Below are 13533 nucleotides of genomic sequence, written 5' to 3' on the forward strand. Positions count from 1 at the left end.
CTCAAGAATGGCTTAGAACTGAGCCTGACCAAAGCCGCCATTAGGGCGAGAATATGCTGAAACTCGACGCTCCCACTCCATACGACCTTTCCTGATTTGTTCCAGATCTTCCATTCCCATGGTTTTGCCGTTAACCACTACCGTTTTGCCATCAAGCACATCCAGTTCAGCTACGACATATGCATCTACCATTTTTTTTGCTAATGCTTGGCTCATAGCCAGCCTCCTGTGCCTGTATCACCCAGCCAGTTATTGGTTTGAGTTGAACGTGATTCTGAATGGGGTTTTTCCGACTCGAATTGAACGCTTTGTTCATCATCGGTATCGTTGGTTGCGGCAATATTATCTTTGGCCATTTTGTCTAAATCGATGCCGAAGCGTTCCATGGCGATATATAGAGCTGCTAAGGCATAAACCAAACAATCAAGTGCTTCGTTGCGCCTGCCACCAGCATCCCAGCGATAAACCGTGCGTCCATTCCTGCGAACCGCTATTTTTCGCTCAGCAGTAAGCTGCTGCAGTTCAACATCATCACAAATGGATTCATTGAGAGGCAGATGAATAGCCCCGGGTTTACGAACGTACTGATCGGGCGCGATACGAAGCATCGACATAATCAGCTCTTTGGCGTTGTCGGTACCGACTTCTGTCAGATAGACGCCCTTGTTATTTCTCTTGCGAGGAAAATTAGCGATTGGCTTGCCATAGACGTTGGCCCCCTTGATGGGTATGACCCGCATAGGACCAAGCTTTTTACTCATGGCATAAACAGTATCGGTATAATGACCGCCACTGTCCCAACCAACGAGCCCCAGTTCTAAACGCACACCATCAGCGCGAATATAGCTTTGCTGCAAACGTTCAGTGACTTTATCCAGCAATACTTGGCTAGCGGGATCCCCATAGAGAATAAATCTATCGACTAAACAACACTCTTTACCGGGTCCCCATCCCCAGATGCGACCTTCATAACGATCATCTTGGGTATCCACACCGACAGTGAGATACACCACCCAATCAGGGACTTTGTTTTCAGGGTACATTTCCCGGCGCCGAGATAAATCTTCCCACTCTAAACGCTCACCATTGTCAGCATCCCAAGGCTCACCCAGTTTCGTATTCACGAAAGTCTTTAGTTTTTCTTGATCACCTCGACACTTAAGAAAGTCTTTAACCAATTTCGCCCAGGTCGTTAGCGGGTTATAGGCAGACCAGATATAAACAGCGATATTATCTGGGGTGGCACATTCAATGCCGTCAGTATCAAAGAAGCTAAGAAAGTCTTTTGTCTTAAGCCCTGTTTTTTCACATATCCACATCGCATCAGCATGCTCTTGCATTGCCATTAGTGATGCGTTTTCTATTACGCAGCCATTATGCTCACAGCAGTAATAAGCAGATTCAGGCTTACCTATAGGCCACTTAATCCCAAATGGCTCTGTTTTACCGCCAAACTTCAAACTCTGGCGTTCGTCACAATGTGGGCAAGGCAACATAAATCGAAAGTGATAAGGGCTTTCACTGCAGGCTTTCTCTATCTGACATTCGCCCAATACCTTAGGGGTTGAGCCCCGAATAGATTTTGGAAATGCCGACAACTCAAAACGAGTGTCACCTAAAGTGGTGGCATTACCTTCTTTTTCGATATCAGCAAGAAAAGCGGCGAGCTCATCATAGATACATTCATCAACTGAGATTTCACGATAGTTTGCAGCTGCAGTACCACCACGAACATGTAAGGTTTTACCATTGGTAAAGAACTTGGTGTCTAAAGTGCTGTCACGGTGTTTCTTACCCAACCAAGGAGCCAACTTGCGCCAAATAGGAATATCTCTGATTGCAGACTCAACATGAGCCTTCATAAACTTTTTAGCCAAACCATCGGTTGGCTGATAGATCACTGAGTTTCGTTTCTTGTGTTCGATCTTGTAGGCCGTGTTGGCCATAAGCATCTTGGTATAGCCCACCCGCGCCGATTTCATGAAATTCAGCGTGGTGATCTGGTCGTTCCCCATGGCATTGAGAATGCCAACCTGAAACGGTAATGAAGTCCAGCGACCTTCTGAGTAACTGCTCTCAGATGACATATAAAAATGCTGATCAGCATATTCACTGCAAGTGAGTAATGGTGGCCTATAGAATGAACGTAGCCCAGCCGATATCGCCGCTTTCAGACTCTTAATCTGTGCTGGCGAGATACTCATCTAATAGTCCTTCCATTTCGCCTGCTAAATCAGCGCAGAGGTTTTGCCCAGTGATCACCTCTGACTTGATAGAATCAATCATCTTCTCGGGGTATCGGGAAATTTACGTTTTATCTGCAAGGGAATTTGATCGAGTATCGGTGCAATCTGAGCAGCAATTTTTGACAGAAAAAAGGTAGAGAACAAAACCTCTACCACCTCTTTACGATCTTTTTCATTTTTCAGCTCTTGGCCATCGGCTTGCGCCTTGGTAAGCCGATATCGTTCATAGTCAATATTGGGCTTTTCTGGGTCGAAGTCATCAAGGGATGACTGTTGTTTTTTACGCTCATTACCGACTCGGTTAGCAACCACATCGGCTACTGTATATAGACGCTCACGGCCCCTTTTACTATGAATAGGTACCGCCCATTTATCGAAAGCGGTGGTGCTGATCCCCAGGCTTTTACACAAGTCAGATTTATTGAGTAATACAGGCTCAACCTCTTTTGCAGTAATACGAGCCATAGTTACACCTTAAGTATCTTCTTGTTCCAACTTATCCATTTTTGCTTTAATTAATTGTGTCTCTAACTCATGCAATTCTGTATCACGTCTGTTTCTTGCAGCCTGGTAAATCCAGTTGATCACGAAGGTCAACACCGCGAACAATATGCCAATCCATAGCGCTATATGATTCACTGATACGGCTCCCCCTGCAGCGGTGGTAAAAGAGGCTCCATAGGCCGCAGTTGATAATACTTTTTGCACATTTGGATCATTAATCATCAGTATGAGCCTCCCACCACTTTCTGAGTCTTAGCCTATCGGTATTACATTTAGCGATAATACTAAGCAACAATAAACTGTACTCGAGGTGATCGGCATTAGTCGTAACCTGTTCAAGAGGCAGTTGGCACTCGCTAATCATTTCCATTGGAGGTAACACATATTCTGTCTGAGTGGTGGTCACGGCGCGCACAATTAGCGGCTTGCTTGAGCAACCTGGCAGCATCAATAGGCAAAGGAGTATTGGCCCAATCATTAACTTGATCATTCTTGGAGTTCCTTAACCTATCCAGCTGTTTTGATTGTTGGTAAAAGGCAGTTTCAATCTCATTTTTAGCCTGATAATTTTCAATATTTAGAACCGATATTCGTTGGGCCTCTTGCCTTAAGCGTTCTTTTTCAACTTCGGCTTTCCTGACGTTCTCAGCCATGAAGTTCAAATCGGTCTGTAAAACGGCTTTGGCTAACGAGAGCGTTTCAATTTCACTTTCTTTAATGGCAACTTCTGAACGGACCAGAGAAAGGGAAACTCCTAGTAGGACGATCGCTATAATTAAAAACGCAATGATATACAGGTGAAATCGACCACCTGCGGATAGCAGCTGTCTCAACATCAATTAACTCCTCTAAACAAATTTTCCTTTCTGCTTCACGGCGCCGTATTAATCCAGGTAATTTTTTACTATCGGCATAGACCCAACGTGATAGCTCATTACAAGCCCCAACTCTATCTGCTGCTAAAAGCTTGCGACGAAGCGTTGAATCTCTGAAAGCCCCAGGCCCAACGTTATAGATAAAACTGAGATACGCTGCATGTTCACCGTCAGTGAGCATCACCGGATGTGATAACCGTAGAAGTTGCCTATCGAACTTAGCTAAGTCTTTGGCGAATAACTCTAGACACTGCTGCTCACTGAAAAATTGACGATGCTCTAGCTCTGGGCCTGTGTGGCCATAACACGCAGTAAGAATGCCAACTGGATCAACATAAGTTTCCAAGACTCGTCCCTCGAAAGGAGCCACTAAAGTTGTCCCGGCAAAAACGGCTACCGAGGCTAAACCAAATGCCGCAAGTTTTTGGGATAGATTCATCATTAACTCACTAGAATTAGTAGGCCTTAACGAGGCTAAGCAGAAGCAGTTAAACCAAGTAGAGCTATGTCATGATCAACACCTTCTTGATAAACAATTTTGAGGTCGAGCTTTTTAGCTAGGGCTTTCTCAGCCAGCGCTCCATCCGAGAGATCCCAACCATCAAGTACGTATATCTCATCAGCGCACATCAACATGGGAATGCAGATCTGCATATATTCAGCTTCACTCAGACCAGCTGGGAGTATTGCTGGGTTAAGTACAATTTTGCCTAATTCTTTCTGAACATCAGCAGCGAGATTAAACGCCAAACGATTGCAATCGACCAAACCTGACATTGGCCCGGCAATATAAACCTTGCTACGAAACATAAACCCACCTAGCAACAGGCAAAAAAATAGCTCCTAAAAAGGAGCTACGAAGCGAGAGACCGATTGAAATAGCTGAAACAGAGCAATAACAAGCTTAGCTAAATATACCCATTTAGAAGGGGATTAAAAAGGTAATAAACGACCGAAAAACGGTAACAATCGACCCAAAATGTTAAATACCCTAGCCTTGTATTCAATAGTTATCAGTTAAGTGATAACTCTTCAATTTTAACTGGGCGATGACAGCGAACCGAACGAATTACCACTCCCTTAACTACAAACTCATCGAACTCTTGAATCGTAATAGAGCTTGAGCTGCCAGGATCGGAATATAGAACCCGATACTTCGTATTTATAAGAGTGGAGATCAATTCACCATTCAGTTCAGCAACGACCAAATCATTACAAACAACACTCTTCGACTGGTCAACAACAAGCAAATCACCATCGAATACACCTATATTTTGTAAATCATCTCCTTGAGCCAAATAGACTTGAGTCGCAGAAGGAGTTTCAATCAGCAGATCATCTAGATTTAGTGGCTTCTGATAGTAATCTTTAGCTGGACTCTCGAAACCTGTAATGCCGCAGCTAGCACTAATATTGATAATTCTCATAAACCACCCAATGACTGTATATCCGTACAGTCATTGTAAGTAAATAACCTAAAAAATCAAGTTTAATGATTTGAAGCATTCCAATTGAAAGTGTCAAACAGAATAAGAGAGAGAATGAGAAAAAGCAGTTGAACTCGTAAAGGATCACAAAGTTGGTCTATTGGATCTGATTTCAGCGACCCAAAGAGTCATAGCGGGGATGTTGTTAAAACTCTATATAATCAATGCTAAATTAGGGGTTCATGTGAGTTGATCGCTATCAGGGCTATCTTGCCGCGATAAAACAACAACCCTAACCCCAAAATCCTCATATGTAGTTAAGCACTGAGGTTCGCCGCCCCCGCAGTACTTTCAGCCAGAAGGACCCGCGATTAAATATTGAAGATTATTAGCGAATATAATCTGAATATTATCTCTATCTATGATTTTCACTCATCCAATTACTCGACTAAACTATACAACAGCAGCAACAAAGACATACAAAAGAATTAACAAAACCACACAATAATACCAACAACATAAAGTTAGGTTAATACCATTGTGACTGACATGGTACCTAGATGCTAATCAGGGTAAATTCCGCATCCAATATTAATCCGTCTTTTAGCCAGATCCCCCTAACAAAGGGTGGAAGTGAGGTTAACCATGTCACCAAAAACAATCATAACGATTATCAAAAATAAGCGTATTGAAAGTAAAATGACGCAAAAGGACCTAGCCCAAAAAATAGGTATGAGTGAGAAAACATATCAGCGAATAGAGAGCGAAGCTGTCGATATGCGCTTAAGTCAATATTACAACCTCATAACGGCACTAGGTTTAACCGAATTGGACGTCATCTTAGACTCTTTTAATGTGGATACCGTGACAGATAAGGATATTGTCGCCGCTACTCGGTTACTTTTACCACAAACACGGCATAACCTTGTGCACATGATAATATCTGAATTTCAGCGCTTCCAAAACACAAACAAAAGTAAAGTATAGCGATACCAAGCCTTCCTGGTCTGATAAGAGACACCGGATGCCACTCTCCTAAAATTTGTATTTTGGTCGTAGGCCTTTGAGACCATAGGCAACTGAGGATTCTGGTGACAAACCTTTCCACCACCCCTAAATATGGGGAATTAATGCATAAAACGGACTAATATTAGGTTCGTTATTTACACTATTAATTGAATATGTAATATCTCAGCCCTATTAACTCCCGTTTGATGTTACCAGTGCCCTATCCCCTTATATTACCAACCAAAAAGATATGACATGCATACCCAAAAATTTGATGAAATAACATTTTCCTATTTGCTTAAATTACGCCGAGCGAAAACTCTTACTACATTAGAGACCATGACCCTTGCATTGGAGCGGGATCACCCTTTAGCTAGTGAACAAGAAGCGATTGCTGCCGCATGGGTTCTAAGAGAGAAGGAGATAAATTCCGGAATGTTATCAAACTTGGTCGTATAACGAACCATCGTCAGGCTTGATTAGTTGATTATACAGGTATTTCTTTGATTCATCTGACAAACTAGCCGCCATTTTACCCCCCGATCAGCGCTATCTCTGCGCGTCTTAACCAAAACAAAAATGTTTTATTATTGTCGAACCCCAATAGCTGCCACTGGCCATTGCAAATATATTGCCCCCTTAGTGCTCGACGACAATCTATCGCTAAGGTGTACACCTTCATGTCATATAAATTGATATGATCTGGCGGGATATGCTCACGACTTCCGCCGCAACTGCTAGGCGTGAATGGTTCTTTTAGCCGATCACAAGCGCTTCGACTTGAGTAACCTTGACCCTGCTCTTGCTGCGCCCAATAGCGGCCCCACACTTTCAACTCTTTGCGCAGTGTCTTAATATTCATTAATGCGTCGCTTTGAGCCTCATGCTGCATGGCAAGCCACCTCAGTCACTTTATCCAGGGGCAATTGAAATACCTGGTCGAAAATAGCTGACAGATCATCATAAGAAACTGCAGTCCTTCCTCGTTCCCAACTACCATAAGTTTTAGAGCTAATCCCATAAATCTGCGCCACCTCATCTTGAGTAAAACCTCTGATCGTGCGACCTGCTTTGAGTAAATCTGAGCCTTTTTTCTTCATAAATCCCCCCAAAACCTACCAAATGCATACTCTGTTAGTAATGATGCACTCATAGCTATACCCACCCACTAGCCATCTGGCTTTCAACTGTCCCATGATCAACACTCGATCTAGGCAATATCTCAGGCGCAACAGAAGAAAATCCCTGATCAATTAAATAAGCATGATATTGTTCTAATGCCTGGCTCATTCCTTTATCGAGAGTTGATTTAACATAGGTACGCAACAATACCGGCAAGGCATGATTAACCAAACGCTCACCGATCATGGTATCGACACCTAGATCAGCCAACATGGTTCTAAACAAAATACGTAAATCATGACTAGTAAAATGCTTAAATCTAATATGAGTGTTCCACTTATGTGCAGTACGGATTGATATAGGTCCGATCATGCCGGGAAACAAATAAGCACGCTTACCTACATGTTTAAATTGCCACTGCTTATAGCGTTTAAGTAGAGATCTGGCTGAATCTGTTAAGGGCAATCGGTGCTCTTGCTTATTTTTTACATGGCTAGCGGGGATCACCCAAGTACCACCAGCAAAATACTCCCATCGTGCTTGGCGAGTCTCATTAATCCGGGTACCAAACATCATCATCAATACAAACAACATTTGTACCGGCATAATTTCGACACTCAAACGAGCAAACAACTCTGATAAATCAGTTTCAAAGAGTCGGGTATCTTTGGCACCGTCTAACTTTATCGAGTCAGTCACTTGATAACCGGCGATTGGGTTTGTATTAAGTAAACGAAGCTTTGCAGCTGCAGCGAACGCCACCTTAAGCTTATTCACAGCTTCACGAATATAGTTAGGTGAAAACTCATCTTGAAGCATTGTCTTAACCAGTCGAGTATCTATTTCAACAAAACTGACCTCACTCAAACGAAGCATTCCCAAACGGGGCATAAGATGGCACTTAATCAACGAAGCTACATTGCTACGCCAACTAGCACTATAAGTTGAATTGTTTTTGATATGAGACTGATACCAGTTAAGGAGATCGCCCAAACTTTCAAACTGGCCAATAACCATATTTCCAATACTCCGTTTAGCTAGCATGACAGGCAGATCATTGGTTAATGTCTTGATACAAACACTTGGCCAGGTGGCTATCTTCTCCCACTTTGTCTCACCACCCACATTCAACACTAAGAAGACACTTGCCTTAGCACGGCCAGCATTCGCTCTTAGACGTAACTCAGGAAAGCGAAGATCACGAAAATCACGAGTGATCCCCCCTTTAAGCCACCTTCTGATCGCCGCATCATTCAATTTACCAATATCAACACCTGATATCATATAGGCCCCACTAACCGATATTCATATGTATTACAGGTGCCAGCTCGGATCCGCTTAACCCGATTGGATAAAGGAAATTCACGCCAACGAGCAGAAAGTGCAGTCTCACTATCATGAGAGCTAAAGCGAGTAAGACACTCCAGCTGAATCTCAAACAGAGTCCAGAATTGAGTCCCTGTGATGATTTGCTGTAGACGAGATTTTTGTGTGAGTTTATTGCTTTCAATTGCAGTCATTTGAACCTCTCAAATCTAAACGTTTACGAATCAAAGCAATATTTTGCTTGGCATCATCAGGCTTGGTTGGAATGTTCACCTTAGGAGGCAGCGCCTTAGGAAGCTCAATATCAAACTTCTCACCAGCCAAAAAACGTCGAACAAGTACATCGTAGTTACGGGTAAACACCTCAAACACATCCTTTTTTTTCCCTCGACTGAACATCCAATTGCCTGTTTCACGCATAGCTAACCAAACCACCTCATGAGTCCAACTGTGACTAGCTGCAGTGCGGTAGTGTTTAAGCGCCTCACGAAATGCTTGCTCAGTTTCTGGTAAGCCAGCGTCATTCGCGCAAGGCAAACACCAAATGCAGAACTGACGCGGTGAAGGCCAATATTTTCTCTCCCCGACTTCACTACGGGCACGATTCAAACCATATTGAACCTGATCACGGTCACGTATTTTTTGCGCAGCGAGAGTCTTTAACCACTCGGCCTTATGAGTCCCCTCAACTTCAGATTTAGGAGCACCAACAGGAAACAAAATTTTAAGTTTCTCAAACACACTATCGACAATGGCTATATCCATCTCAGACGGTTCTAGCCTTCTAGACCCAGAACTACCCACACCCACTATCGGACTAGAACCAAGCAAAGCTTGCAGACTTTTAGCACTCATGTCAGCGGATCCCCATCGTTAAACACCTGTTCAGACCAATTAGCTTGATCCCCCTGCAAACCAAGCGAACGCCCCACTCCAGCGTTAATCAACCAACCCACCTCAAAGCCCACCCAACCACGGGTCGCACAAGTGGCAATGCAATCTTCAACCGAAAACCCAGCCGCTATCGCATCACGCAAATGCTTGGCAAGGCGATTAACCGCCGTCTGATTCAACGACGCTTTTTTCTGCTTGCGCACCGCAACCCAATCCGCCAGCGTTTGCTCACACGGCAACGCTGGCCAACAAGAAAAATCCAACATCGTTTTTTTCGATTTGGGTAAATCTTTTAAAGGTTCATTGACTGGTTCTAAAGGGTGACTGATTCCGGTGCTATCTGGTGGCACAGGGGGTGTGCTATCTGGTGCTACACCTGTGCTATCTGGTAGCACAGGGGGGCTACCTGATGGCATAGGGTCAAAATATAAATATTAGAGCTATTTCCCTTAGGCCCTTTGCGATTGATAATCGTGAGAAACCCTGCCCCCTCAAGTTCCTTGATATGTTTTCTGACAGTGCTTTTTCCTATCTCACACTGATCAGCAATATGTTGATAACTCGGCCAACACTCACCTGTATCACTAGCATTATCGGCCAGCTTAATGAGCACTAACTTACGTAAAGGGTTTCCGACTTTTGCCTTCATGGCTTTCACCATCAGCTCCATACTCATACGAGGATCCCCCGTACTCTCGTCAAATTGACGAAACATGATTGTATGCGTAACATGATATTGCCTCTCGTAGGTATTAAGCCCGCTCTCGTCGCCAAACTTTTGCGGGCTTTCTTATGACTTTTGGGAACGGATCCCCTCTTCACCAACAGATGAATCGAATCTGTTAGTCACCCAACATGGAAATTCTTGCTCTAAAAGCGCCATGCTTGCCAGAGTAGTAGCAGCTGACTCCTTCAGCTCTCGATGTGCTGTAGTAACTTGCTCTCTTGAAGGCGCCATACCTAAATGGATCACCGCGACCTGAGCCTCAGAGTTCTCTTTCGTCAATGACACAGCCATATCAACTGGCTTTAACACACTGTTACCTGGTCGTTGATCAGCAACCACTGTCACTCCAACACAGCCATAAACATCATTGAGGTATTTCATGCGCAAATGCACAGGCATAGCTCCTAAAATTGCCTGTTCTACATAAAACAACCTTTCCACTATCGGGTGCTGGCCCTCATATTGACCAAGCCACCTAAACAGCTTCTGGGCATTAACCCGCGCATCGTTATGTACATCGCCTGTATTCGCAAAAGTAATCCCTTCACCAGCAAGTAACTCTTTCATCCCAAGGCGTTCAACCGATGCAACTACATCCATGGCGAACGCAAGCTTAGTCACTCGCGGTAACTCCAACACCCGGTGAATAACTCTCATTAACAGATCCAAACGTGATTGTGTTTTCATGCAAGTCCCCTCTTTTCCTATTAAATTTAAATTCGGCAGTTAAGCTGCATTGTCAGAATGAGCCAACTGCGGGGCATGGGCCTTTAACTCCCCTTTCGTTAAATGCTCAATTTGATAAGCACGAAGTTCAGGAACATCGTCAGGCCACTTGGAAATCGCTGCCTGAGACACTTTGATTACTTCAGCTAATTTGGTTTGTGAACCAAAGAACTTGATGGCTGCAGACTTCTTCATATGTGCTCCAATTTAAATGACTGCAGGAATAATATAACCAGAGTTAATCCCAAGTCAATAACCACAGTTAGTTGTTAGTTATAACCTAGGTAATATAATGATGTTATGAAAACACTCGCACAGAACATTAGTAATCGGCTTAAAGCCAGTGGCCTTACCCAAAAGGAACTAGCAGAAAGAGCCAACATCTCACAAGTAATGGTTCACAAGTTGATCTCAGGAAAAACTACATCTACTTCGAAGCTGCTGAATATTGCTGCAGCCTTGGGCTGCACAGCCGAGCAATTACAGTATGGGGAAGATAAACCTAAAAGTGATTCCAATGCTCAATGGACTGGAGAATTTGAATCTTGGGGAAACGACAGCCCACTAGATAATGATGGAGTAGAGATACCTTTTTACATGGAAGTAGAACTTGCTGCAGGCCATGGCATTGCAGAAGCAACCGAATATAGTGGCCCTAAACTCAGATTTGCTAAGTCAACGCTGAAAAAACAAAATGTTGATGCTGATAACGCCGCTTGCGTTAGAGTAACGGGTAACAGTATGGAGCCCGTATTACCCCATGGCTCAACCATTGGAGTAGATACCGCAGCAACGAAGATAATCGACGGAAAGATGTACGCCATCAACCACGACGGTATGTTAAGGGTTAAAATGCTTTACAGGCTACCAGGTAATGGCCTGCGCATGCGTAGCTACAATATTGATGAATATCCAGACGAACGCTACGAAGCAGAAGAGCTTAAACACATAAAAATTATCGGCAAAGTATTCTGGTATTCAGTACTGGTATAAAGCTATAAATTTGAAAGCTCTTTAAATTTATGCAGCGATAAACTTTGAATGACAATAGCAGTATTGGCTCTTTTCAGAGCCAATACATGTCAGACATAAAACTAGTTACTCATTAAAAAATTTAGACATAATCTCCAAAAAGTAATGAGTTTCTTATCTTTTCAGCCACTACCATCGACTCACTCCTTTGATTTTCACGTCCATTTTTTGACCGCCAATCTATACCACCAATCTGTATAAATATTATCAAAGACAAAAACAGTAAAATTTATAACTAAAGTTATTGACCTTAAAAATAACTGTGGTTATATTTATAACCATCATAACTAAGAAGGACAAGGAAAATGATACTCACAAAAATACCGAATACAACCAAGCTGAAAACTGAATTTCGCATACTCGTCTCCATTCGCTTTGCTTGCCTCTTAAGTTCAACACTGAACCCAATGGATTGCTCCCGAGTACAAAGACGTCTTGCCGAGTTAAATCATTACCTCAGGTATAACCAGGCTTCTAGCTTGTTCTATCGCTCTTATTGCATAAAGGCCGGTGAGCTAGGGCAGACCTTTGCGTTAAGAGTTCAAGAAGAGCAAATGTCTACGGTCTACAGAATGAATAGCTCTGTACTCCCAAATGTTCACCACCTCTGTACACATCCAGCTTTAGCTAGGTAAGGAAGCATTATGGGCTCATATCAGCAATTGAAGGAATACCACGACCAGCTAAGAGCAAAGGTAAATATCACACCTTTCCTCCAATGGTATGACACCCGCATTGATCTCTGGCAGCACTACATCATTGAACAGCCGGAGCATGCAGCCAGTTATAGAAAACTAATCAAGGAAGACCGGAAAGCCAAACAAAGAATGATGAGTGAACACCAGGCAATAATCGAGCGAGTTGCAAGGGATAAGCAATGAACTACCTACTAGCAGGCCAATATAAAGACGACGATAGAGGCCGCGGCATGAGCAAATTTAGGACACAACAAGGCACTGTCGTTCTATCGGCCCCCTTTGCATCCATCGATCACGACAATAAGCAGATCGAGATTAAGTACACCCCAAATAATTATTACGGCTGGCGAATTTGCCGCAACTACGATGCCGGTGATGTTAGTCACTTTACCCAGCCCGATGCAGAAGCATTTGCATTGCTCACAGAATCAAAACTTAGAACACCATATGCAACGACACCACAAATAAAAACTGATCTACTTTAAATACAGAACTTATTAAACAATTTAACTAGCCAGATTCAGGCCTAAGGACAAAGCAATGGATTCAACTAAACATCAATCTGAAGATGCACCTATAAAAAACTATTTAATAGATGAAAAATTATTATCAGCGACTCAAACCATGAAAATCCTTAGCGTTAGCAGGGCAAAGTTTTACACTAAAGTGGTTAAGGACCCTGACTTTACCCAGATAGTTAAGCCGCTGTCATTAGTCCAAAATGGCTTAAAGCAATATAGACAAACCGAAATAATTGCATTCATTGAGAGAAAGCAAGAAGTACATTAACTAGTAACAAGCTCATCTAGATACAAGCTGTCAGTTTTAAAGTCATTATGTGATTAAAACTGACAGTTGCTTTAGGTCGTTATTGTCCCAAAGTTAGCTAGGGAAAAATTTTGTTTACATCCTGTTTGTCAGCTTTTGCAATAACTAAGCTAATGTGGG

General features: G+C 43.0%; 21 protein-coding genes and 2 pseudogenes. 6 read left to right on the forward strand and 17 right to left on the reverse strand.

Annotated features, from left to right (window positions below):
- Positions 1 to 12: 12 nt before the first annotated feature.
- From FM037_RS16500 to FM037_RS16535, 8 genes and pseudogenes are all read right to left on the reverse strand, one after another.
- Positions 13 to 216 (reverse strand): hypothetical protein, encoded by a 204-nt coding sequence (locus tag FM037_RS16500; RefSeq protein ID WP_144046870.1) that lies wholly within the window; start codon positions 214 to 216, stop codon positions 13 to 15.
- The gene (locus FM037_RS16505; protein WP_144046871.1) at positions 213 to 2204 is read right to left on the reverse strand and encodes a phage terminase large subunit family protein; all 1992 of its coding nucleotides are present in this window, start codon (positions 2202 to 2204) and stop codon (positions 213 to 215) included. Before FM037_RS16505 ends, FM037_RS16500 begins: the two co-directional genes overlap by 4 nt.
- A gap of 78 nt (positions 2205 to 2282) precedes the next feature.
- Entirely contained in the window at positions 2283 to 2711 is a 429-nt protein-coding gene (locus FM037_RS16510; RefSeq protein ID WP_229380920.1) for a terminase small subunit, read from the reverse strand.
- Positions 2712 to 2720: 9 nt separating this feature from the next.
- Positions 2721 to 2972, reverse strand: a complete 252-nt coding sequence (locus tag FM037_RS16515; RefSeq protein ID WP_144046872.1) for a holin — start codon at positions 2970 to 2972, stop codon at positions 2721 to 2723.
- A complete protein-coding gene (gene lysC, locus FM037_RS16520) occupies positions 2965 to 3240 on the reverse strand; it encodes an Rz1-like lysis system protein LysC (RefSeq protein ID WP_144046873.1) in 276 nt (91 codons plus the stop codon). Before lysC ends, FM037_RS16515 begins: the two co-directional genes overlap by 8 nt.
- Before the next feature lie 350 nt (positions 3241 to 3590).
- Positions 3591 to 4064, reverse strand: a pseudogene (locus FM037_RS16525) (lysozyme); the annotation flags it as partial.
- 35 nt (positions 4065 to 4099) lie between these two features.
- On the reverse strand, positions 4100 to 4435 hold the full coding sequence (locus tag FM037_RS16530) for a DUF4406 domain-containing protein (RefSeq protein ID WP_144046874.1): 336 nt from the start codon (positions 4433 to 4435) through the stop codon (positions 4100 to 4102).
- Between the two features lie 203 nt (positions 4436 to 4638).
- Positions 4639 to 5052, reverse strand: a complete 414-nt coding sequence (locus FM037_RS16535) for a S24 family peptidase (RefSeq protein ID WP_144046875.1) — start codon at positions 5050 to 5052, stop codon at positions 4639 to 4641.
- Between the two features lie 645 nt (positions 5053 to 5697).
- Between FM037_RS16535 and FM037_RS16540 the strand changes: the two genes are divergently transcribed.
- Positions 5698 to 6039, forward strand: coding sequence for a helix-turn-helix transcriptional regulator (locus tag FM037_RS16540; RefSeq protein WP_077755032.1), 342 nt, complete (start codon positions 5698 to 5700; stop codon positions 6037 to 6039).
- Positions 6040 to 6315: 276 nt separating this feature from the next.
- Positions 6316 to 6519 (forward strand): hypothetical protein, encoded by a 204-nt coding sequence (locus tag FM037_RS16545; RefSeq protein ID WP_077755033.1) that lies wholly within the window; start codon positions 6316 to 6318, stop codon positions 6517 to 6519.
- 73 nt (positions 6520 to 6592) lie between these two features.
- On the opposite strand, the gene FM037_RS16550 is transcribed toward FM037_RS16545, so the two are convergent.
- The 9 genes and pseudogenes from FM037_RS16550 to FM037_RS16590 form a co-directional block, all read right to left on the reverse strand.
- Positions 6593 to 6952 (reverse strand): hypothetical protein, encoded by a 360-nt coding sequence (locus FM037_RS16550; protein ID WP_144046876.1) that lies wholly within the window; start codon positions 6950 to 6952, stop codon positions 6593 to 6595.
- Positions 6942 to 7160 (reverse strand): helix-turn-helix transcriptional regulator, encoded by a 219-nt coding sequence (locus FM037_RS16555; RefSeq protein ID WP_077755034.1) that lies wholly within the window; start codon positions 7158 to 7160, stop codon positions 6942 to 6944. The genes FM037_RS16550 and FM037_RS16555 overlap by 11 nt, the downstream gene beginning before the upstream one ends.
- 55 nt (positions 7161 to 7215) lie before the next feature.
- Entirely contained in the window at positions 7216 to 8466 is a 1251-nt protein-coding gene (locus tag FM037_RS16560) for a tyrosine-type recombinase/integrase (protein ID WP_144046877.1), read from the reverse strand.
- Positions 8463 to 8702, reverse strand: a complete 240-nt coding sequence (locus FM037_RS16565) for a hypothetical protein (RefSeq protein ID WP_229380921.1) — start codon at positions 8700 to 8702, stop codon at positions 8463 to 8465. The genes FM037_RS16560 and FM037_RS16565 overlap by 4 nt, the downstream gene beginning before the upstream one ends.
- Positions 8689 to 9363: a replication protein P gene (locus tag FM037_RS16570; RefSeq protein WP_144046878.1), complete on the reverse strand. Its 675-nt coding sequence runs from the start codon at positions 9361 to 9363 to the stop codon at positions 8689 to 8691. The genes FM037_RS16565 and FM037_RS16570 overlap by 14 nt, the downstream gene beginning before the upstream one ends.
- The gene (locus FM037_RS16575) at positions 9360 to 9605 is read right to left on the reverse strand and encodes a hypothetical protein (protein ID WP_144046879.1); all 246 of its coding nucleotides are present in this window, start codon (positions 9603 to 9605) and stop codon (positions 9360 to 9362) included. The genes FM037_RS16570 and FM037_RS16575 overlap by 4 nt, the downstream gene beginning before the upstream one ends.
- A gap of 188 nt (positions 9606 to 9793) precedes the next feature.
- Positions 9794 to 10078: pseudogene (locus tag FM037_RS16580) on the reverse strand (helix-turn-helix domain-containing protein); the annotation flags it as partial.
- 114 nt (positions 10079 to 10192) lie between these two features.
- Positions 10193 to 10816, reverse strand: coding sequence for a hypothetical protein (locus FM037_RS16585; RefSeq protein WP_144046880.1), 624 nt, complete (start codon positions 10814 to 10816; stop codon positions 10193 to 10195).
- A 39-nt stretch (positions 10817 to 10855) separates the two neighbouring features.
- Positions 10856 to 11050 (reverse strand): Cro/CI family transcriptional regulator, encoded by a 195-nt coding sequence (locus tag FM037_RS16590; RefSeq protein ID WP_144046881.1) that lies wholly within the window; start codon positions 11048 to 11050, stop codon positions 10856 to 10858.
- Positions 11051 to 11155: 105 nt separating this feature from the next.
- Between FM037_RS16590 and FM037_RS16595 the strand changes: the two genes are divergently transcribed.
- The 4 genes from FM037_RS16595 (at position 11156) to FM037_RS16610 (ending at position 13374) form a co-directional block, all read left to right on the forward strand.
- Positions 11156 to 11848, forward strand: a complete 693-nt coding sequence (locus tag FM037_RS16595) for an XRE family transcriptional regulator (RefSeq protein ID WP_144046882.1) — start codon at positions 11156 to 11158, stop codon at positions 11846 to 11848.
- A gap of 683 nt (positions 11849 to 12531) precedes the next feature.
- Positions 12532 to 12768, forward strand: coding sequence for a hypothetical protein (locus FM037_RS16600; protein ID WP_144046883.1), 237 nt, complete (start codon positions 12532 to 12534; stop codon positions 12766 to 12768).
- A complete protein-coding gene (locus FM037_RS16605) occupies positions 12765 to 13070 on the forward strand; it encodes a hypothetical protein (protein ID WP_229380923.1) in 306 nt (101 codons plus the stop codon). Before FM037_RS16600 ends, FM037_RS16605 begins: the two co-directional genes overlap by 4 nt.
- A 55-nt stretch (positions 13071 to 13125) precedes the next feature.
- The gene (locus FM037_RS16610; RefSeq protein WP_144046884.1) at positions 13126 to 13374 is read left to right on the forward strand and encodes a hypothetical protein; all 249 of its coding nucleotides are present in this window, start codon (positions 13126 to 13128) and stop codon (positions 13372 to 13374) included.
- Positions 13375 to 13533: the final 159 nt, after the last annotated feature.

The sequence above is a fragment of the Shewanella psychropiezotolerans genome, from assembly GCF_007197555.1.
GTDB classification, from domain to species: domain Bacteria; phylum Pseudomonadota; class Gammaproteobacteria; order Enterobacterales; family Shewanellaceae; genus Shewanella; species Shewanella psychropiezotolerans.

Coding starts and splice junctions, on each gene's coding strand:
- FM037_RS16500 (WP_144046870.1), bottom strand. CDS start 216: ATGAGCCAAGCATTAGCAAAAAAAATGGTAGATGCATATGTCGTAGCT.
- FM037_RS16505 (WP_144046871.1), bottom strand. CDS start 2,204: ATGAGTATCTCGCCAGCACAGATTAAGAGTCTGAAAGCGGCGATATCG.
- FM037_RS16510 (WP_229380920.1), bottom strand. CDS start 2,711: ATGGCTCGTATTACTGCAAAAGAGGTTGAGCCTGTATTACTCAATAAA.
- FM037_RS16515 (WP_144046872.1), bottom strand. CDS start 2,972: ATGATTAATGATCCAAATGTGCAAAAAGTATTATCAACTGCGGCCTAT.
- lysC (WP_144046873.1), bottom strand. CDS start 3,240: ATGATCAAGTTAATGATTGGGCCAATACTCCTTTGCCTATTGATGCTG.
- FM037_RS16530 (WP_144046874.1), bottom strand. CDS start 4,435: ATGTTTCGTAGCAAGGTTTATATTGCCGGGCCAATGTCAGGTTTGGTC.
- FM037_RS16535 (WP_144046875.1), bottom strand. CDS start 5,052: ATGAGAATTATCAATATTAGTGCTAGCTGCGGCATTACAGGTTTCGAG.
- FM037_RS16540 (WP_077755032.1), top strand. CDS start 5,698: ATGTCACCAAAAACAATCATAACGATTATCAAAAATAAGCGTATTGAA.
- FM037_RS16545 (WP_077755033.1), top strand. CDS start 6,316: ATGCATACCCAAAAATTTGATGAAATAACATTTTCCTATTTGCTTAAA.
- FM037_RS16550 (WP_144046876.1), bottom strand. CDS start 6,952: ATGCAGCATGAGGCTCAAAGCGACGCATTAATGAATATTAAGACACTG.
- FM037_RS16555 (WP_077755034.1), bottom strand. CDS start 7,160: ATGAAGAAAAAAGGCTCAGATTTACTCAAAGCAGGTCGCACGATCAGA.
- FM037_RS16560 (WP_144046877.1), bottom strand. CDS start 8,466: ATGATATCAGGTGTTGATATTGGTAAATTGAATGATGCGGCGATCAGA.
- FM037_RS16565 (WP_229380921.1), bottom strand. CDS start 8,702: ATGACTGCAATTGAAAGCAATAAACTCACACAAAAATCTCGTCTACAG.
- FM037_RS16570 (WP_144046878.1), bottom strand. CDS start 9,363: ATGAGTGCTAAAAGTCTGCAAGCTTTGCTTGGTTCTAGTCCGATAGTG.
- FM037_RS16585 (WP_144046880.1), bottom strand. CDS start 10,816: ATGAAAACACAATCACGTTTGGATCTGTTAATGAGAGTTATTCACCGG.
- FM037_RS16590 (WP_144046881.1), bottom strand. CDS start 11,050: ATGAAGAAGTCTGCAGCCATCAAGTTCTTTGGTTCACAAACCAAATTA.
- FM037_RS16595 (WP_144046882.1), top strand. CDS start 11,156: ATGAAAACACTCGCACAGAACATTAGTAATCGGCTTAAAGCCAGTGGC.
- FM037_RS16600 (WP_144046883.1), top strand. CDS start 12,532: ATGGGCTCATATCAGCAATTGAAGGAATACCACGACCAGCTAAGAGCA.
- FM037_RS16605 (WP_229380923.1), top strand. CDS start 12,765: ATGAACTACCTACTAGCAGGCCAATATAAAGACGACGATAGAGGCCGC.
- FM037_RS16610 (WP_144046884.1), top strand. CDS start 13,126: ATGGATTCAACTAAACATCAATCTGAAGATGCACCTATAAAAAACTAT.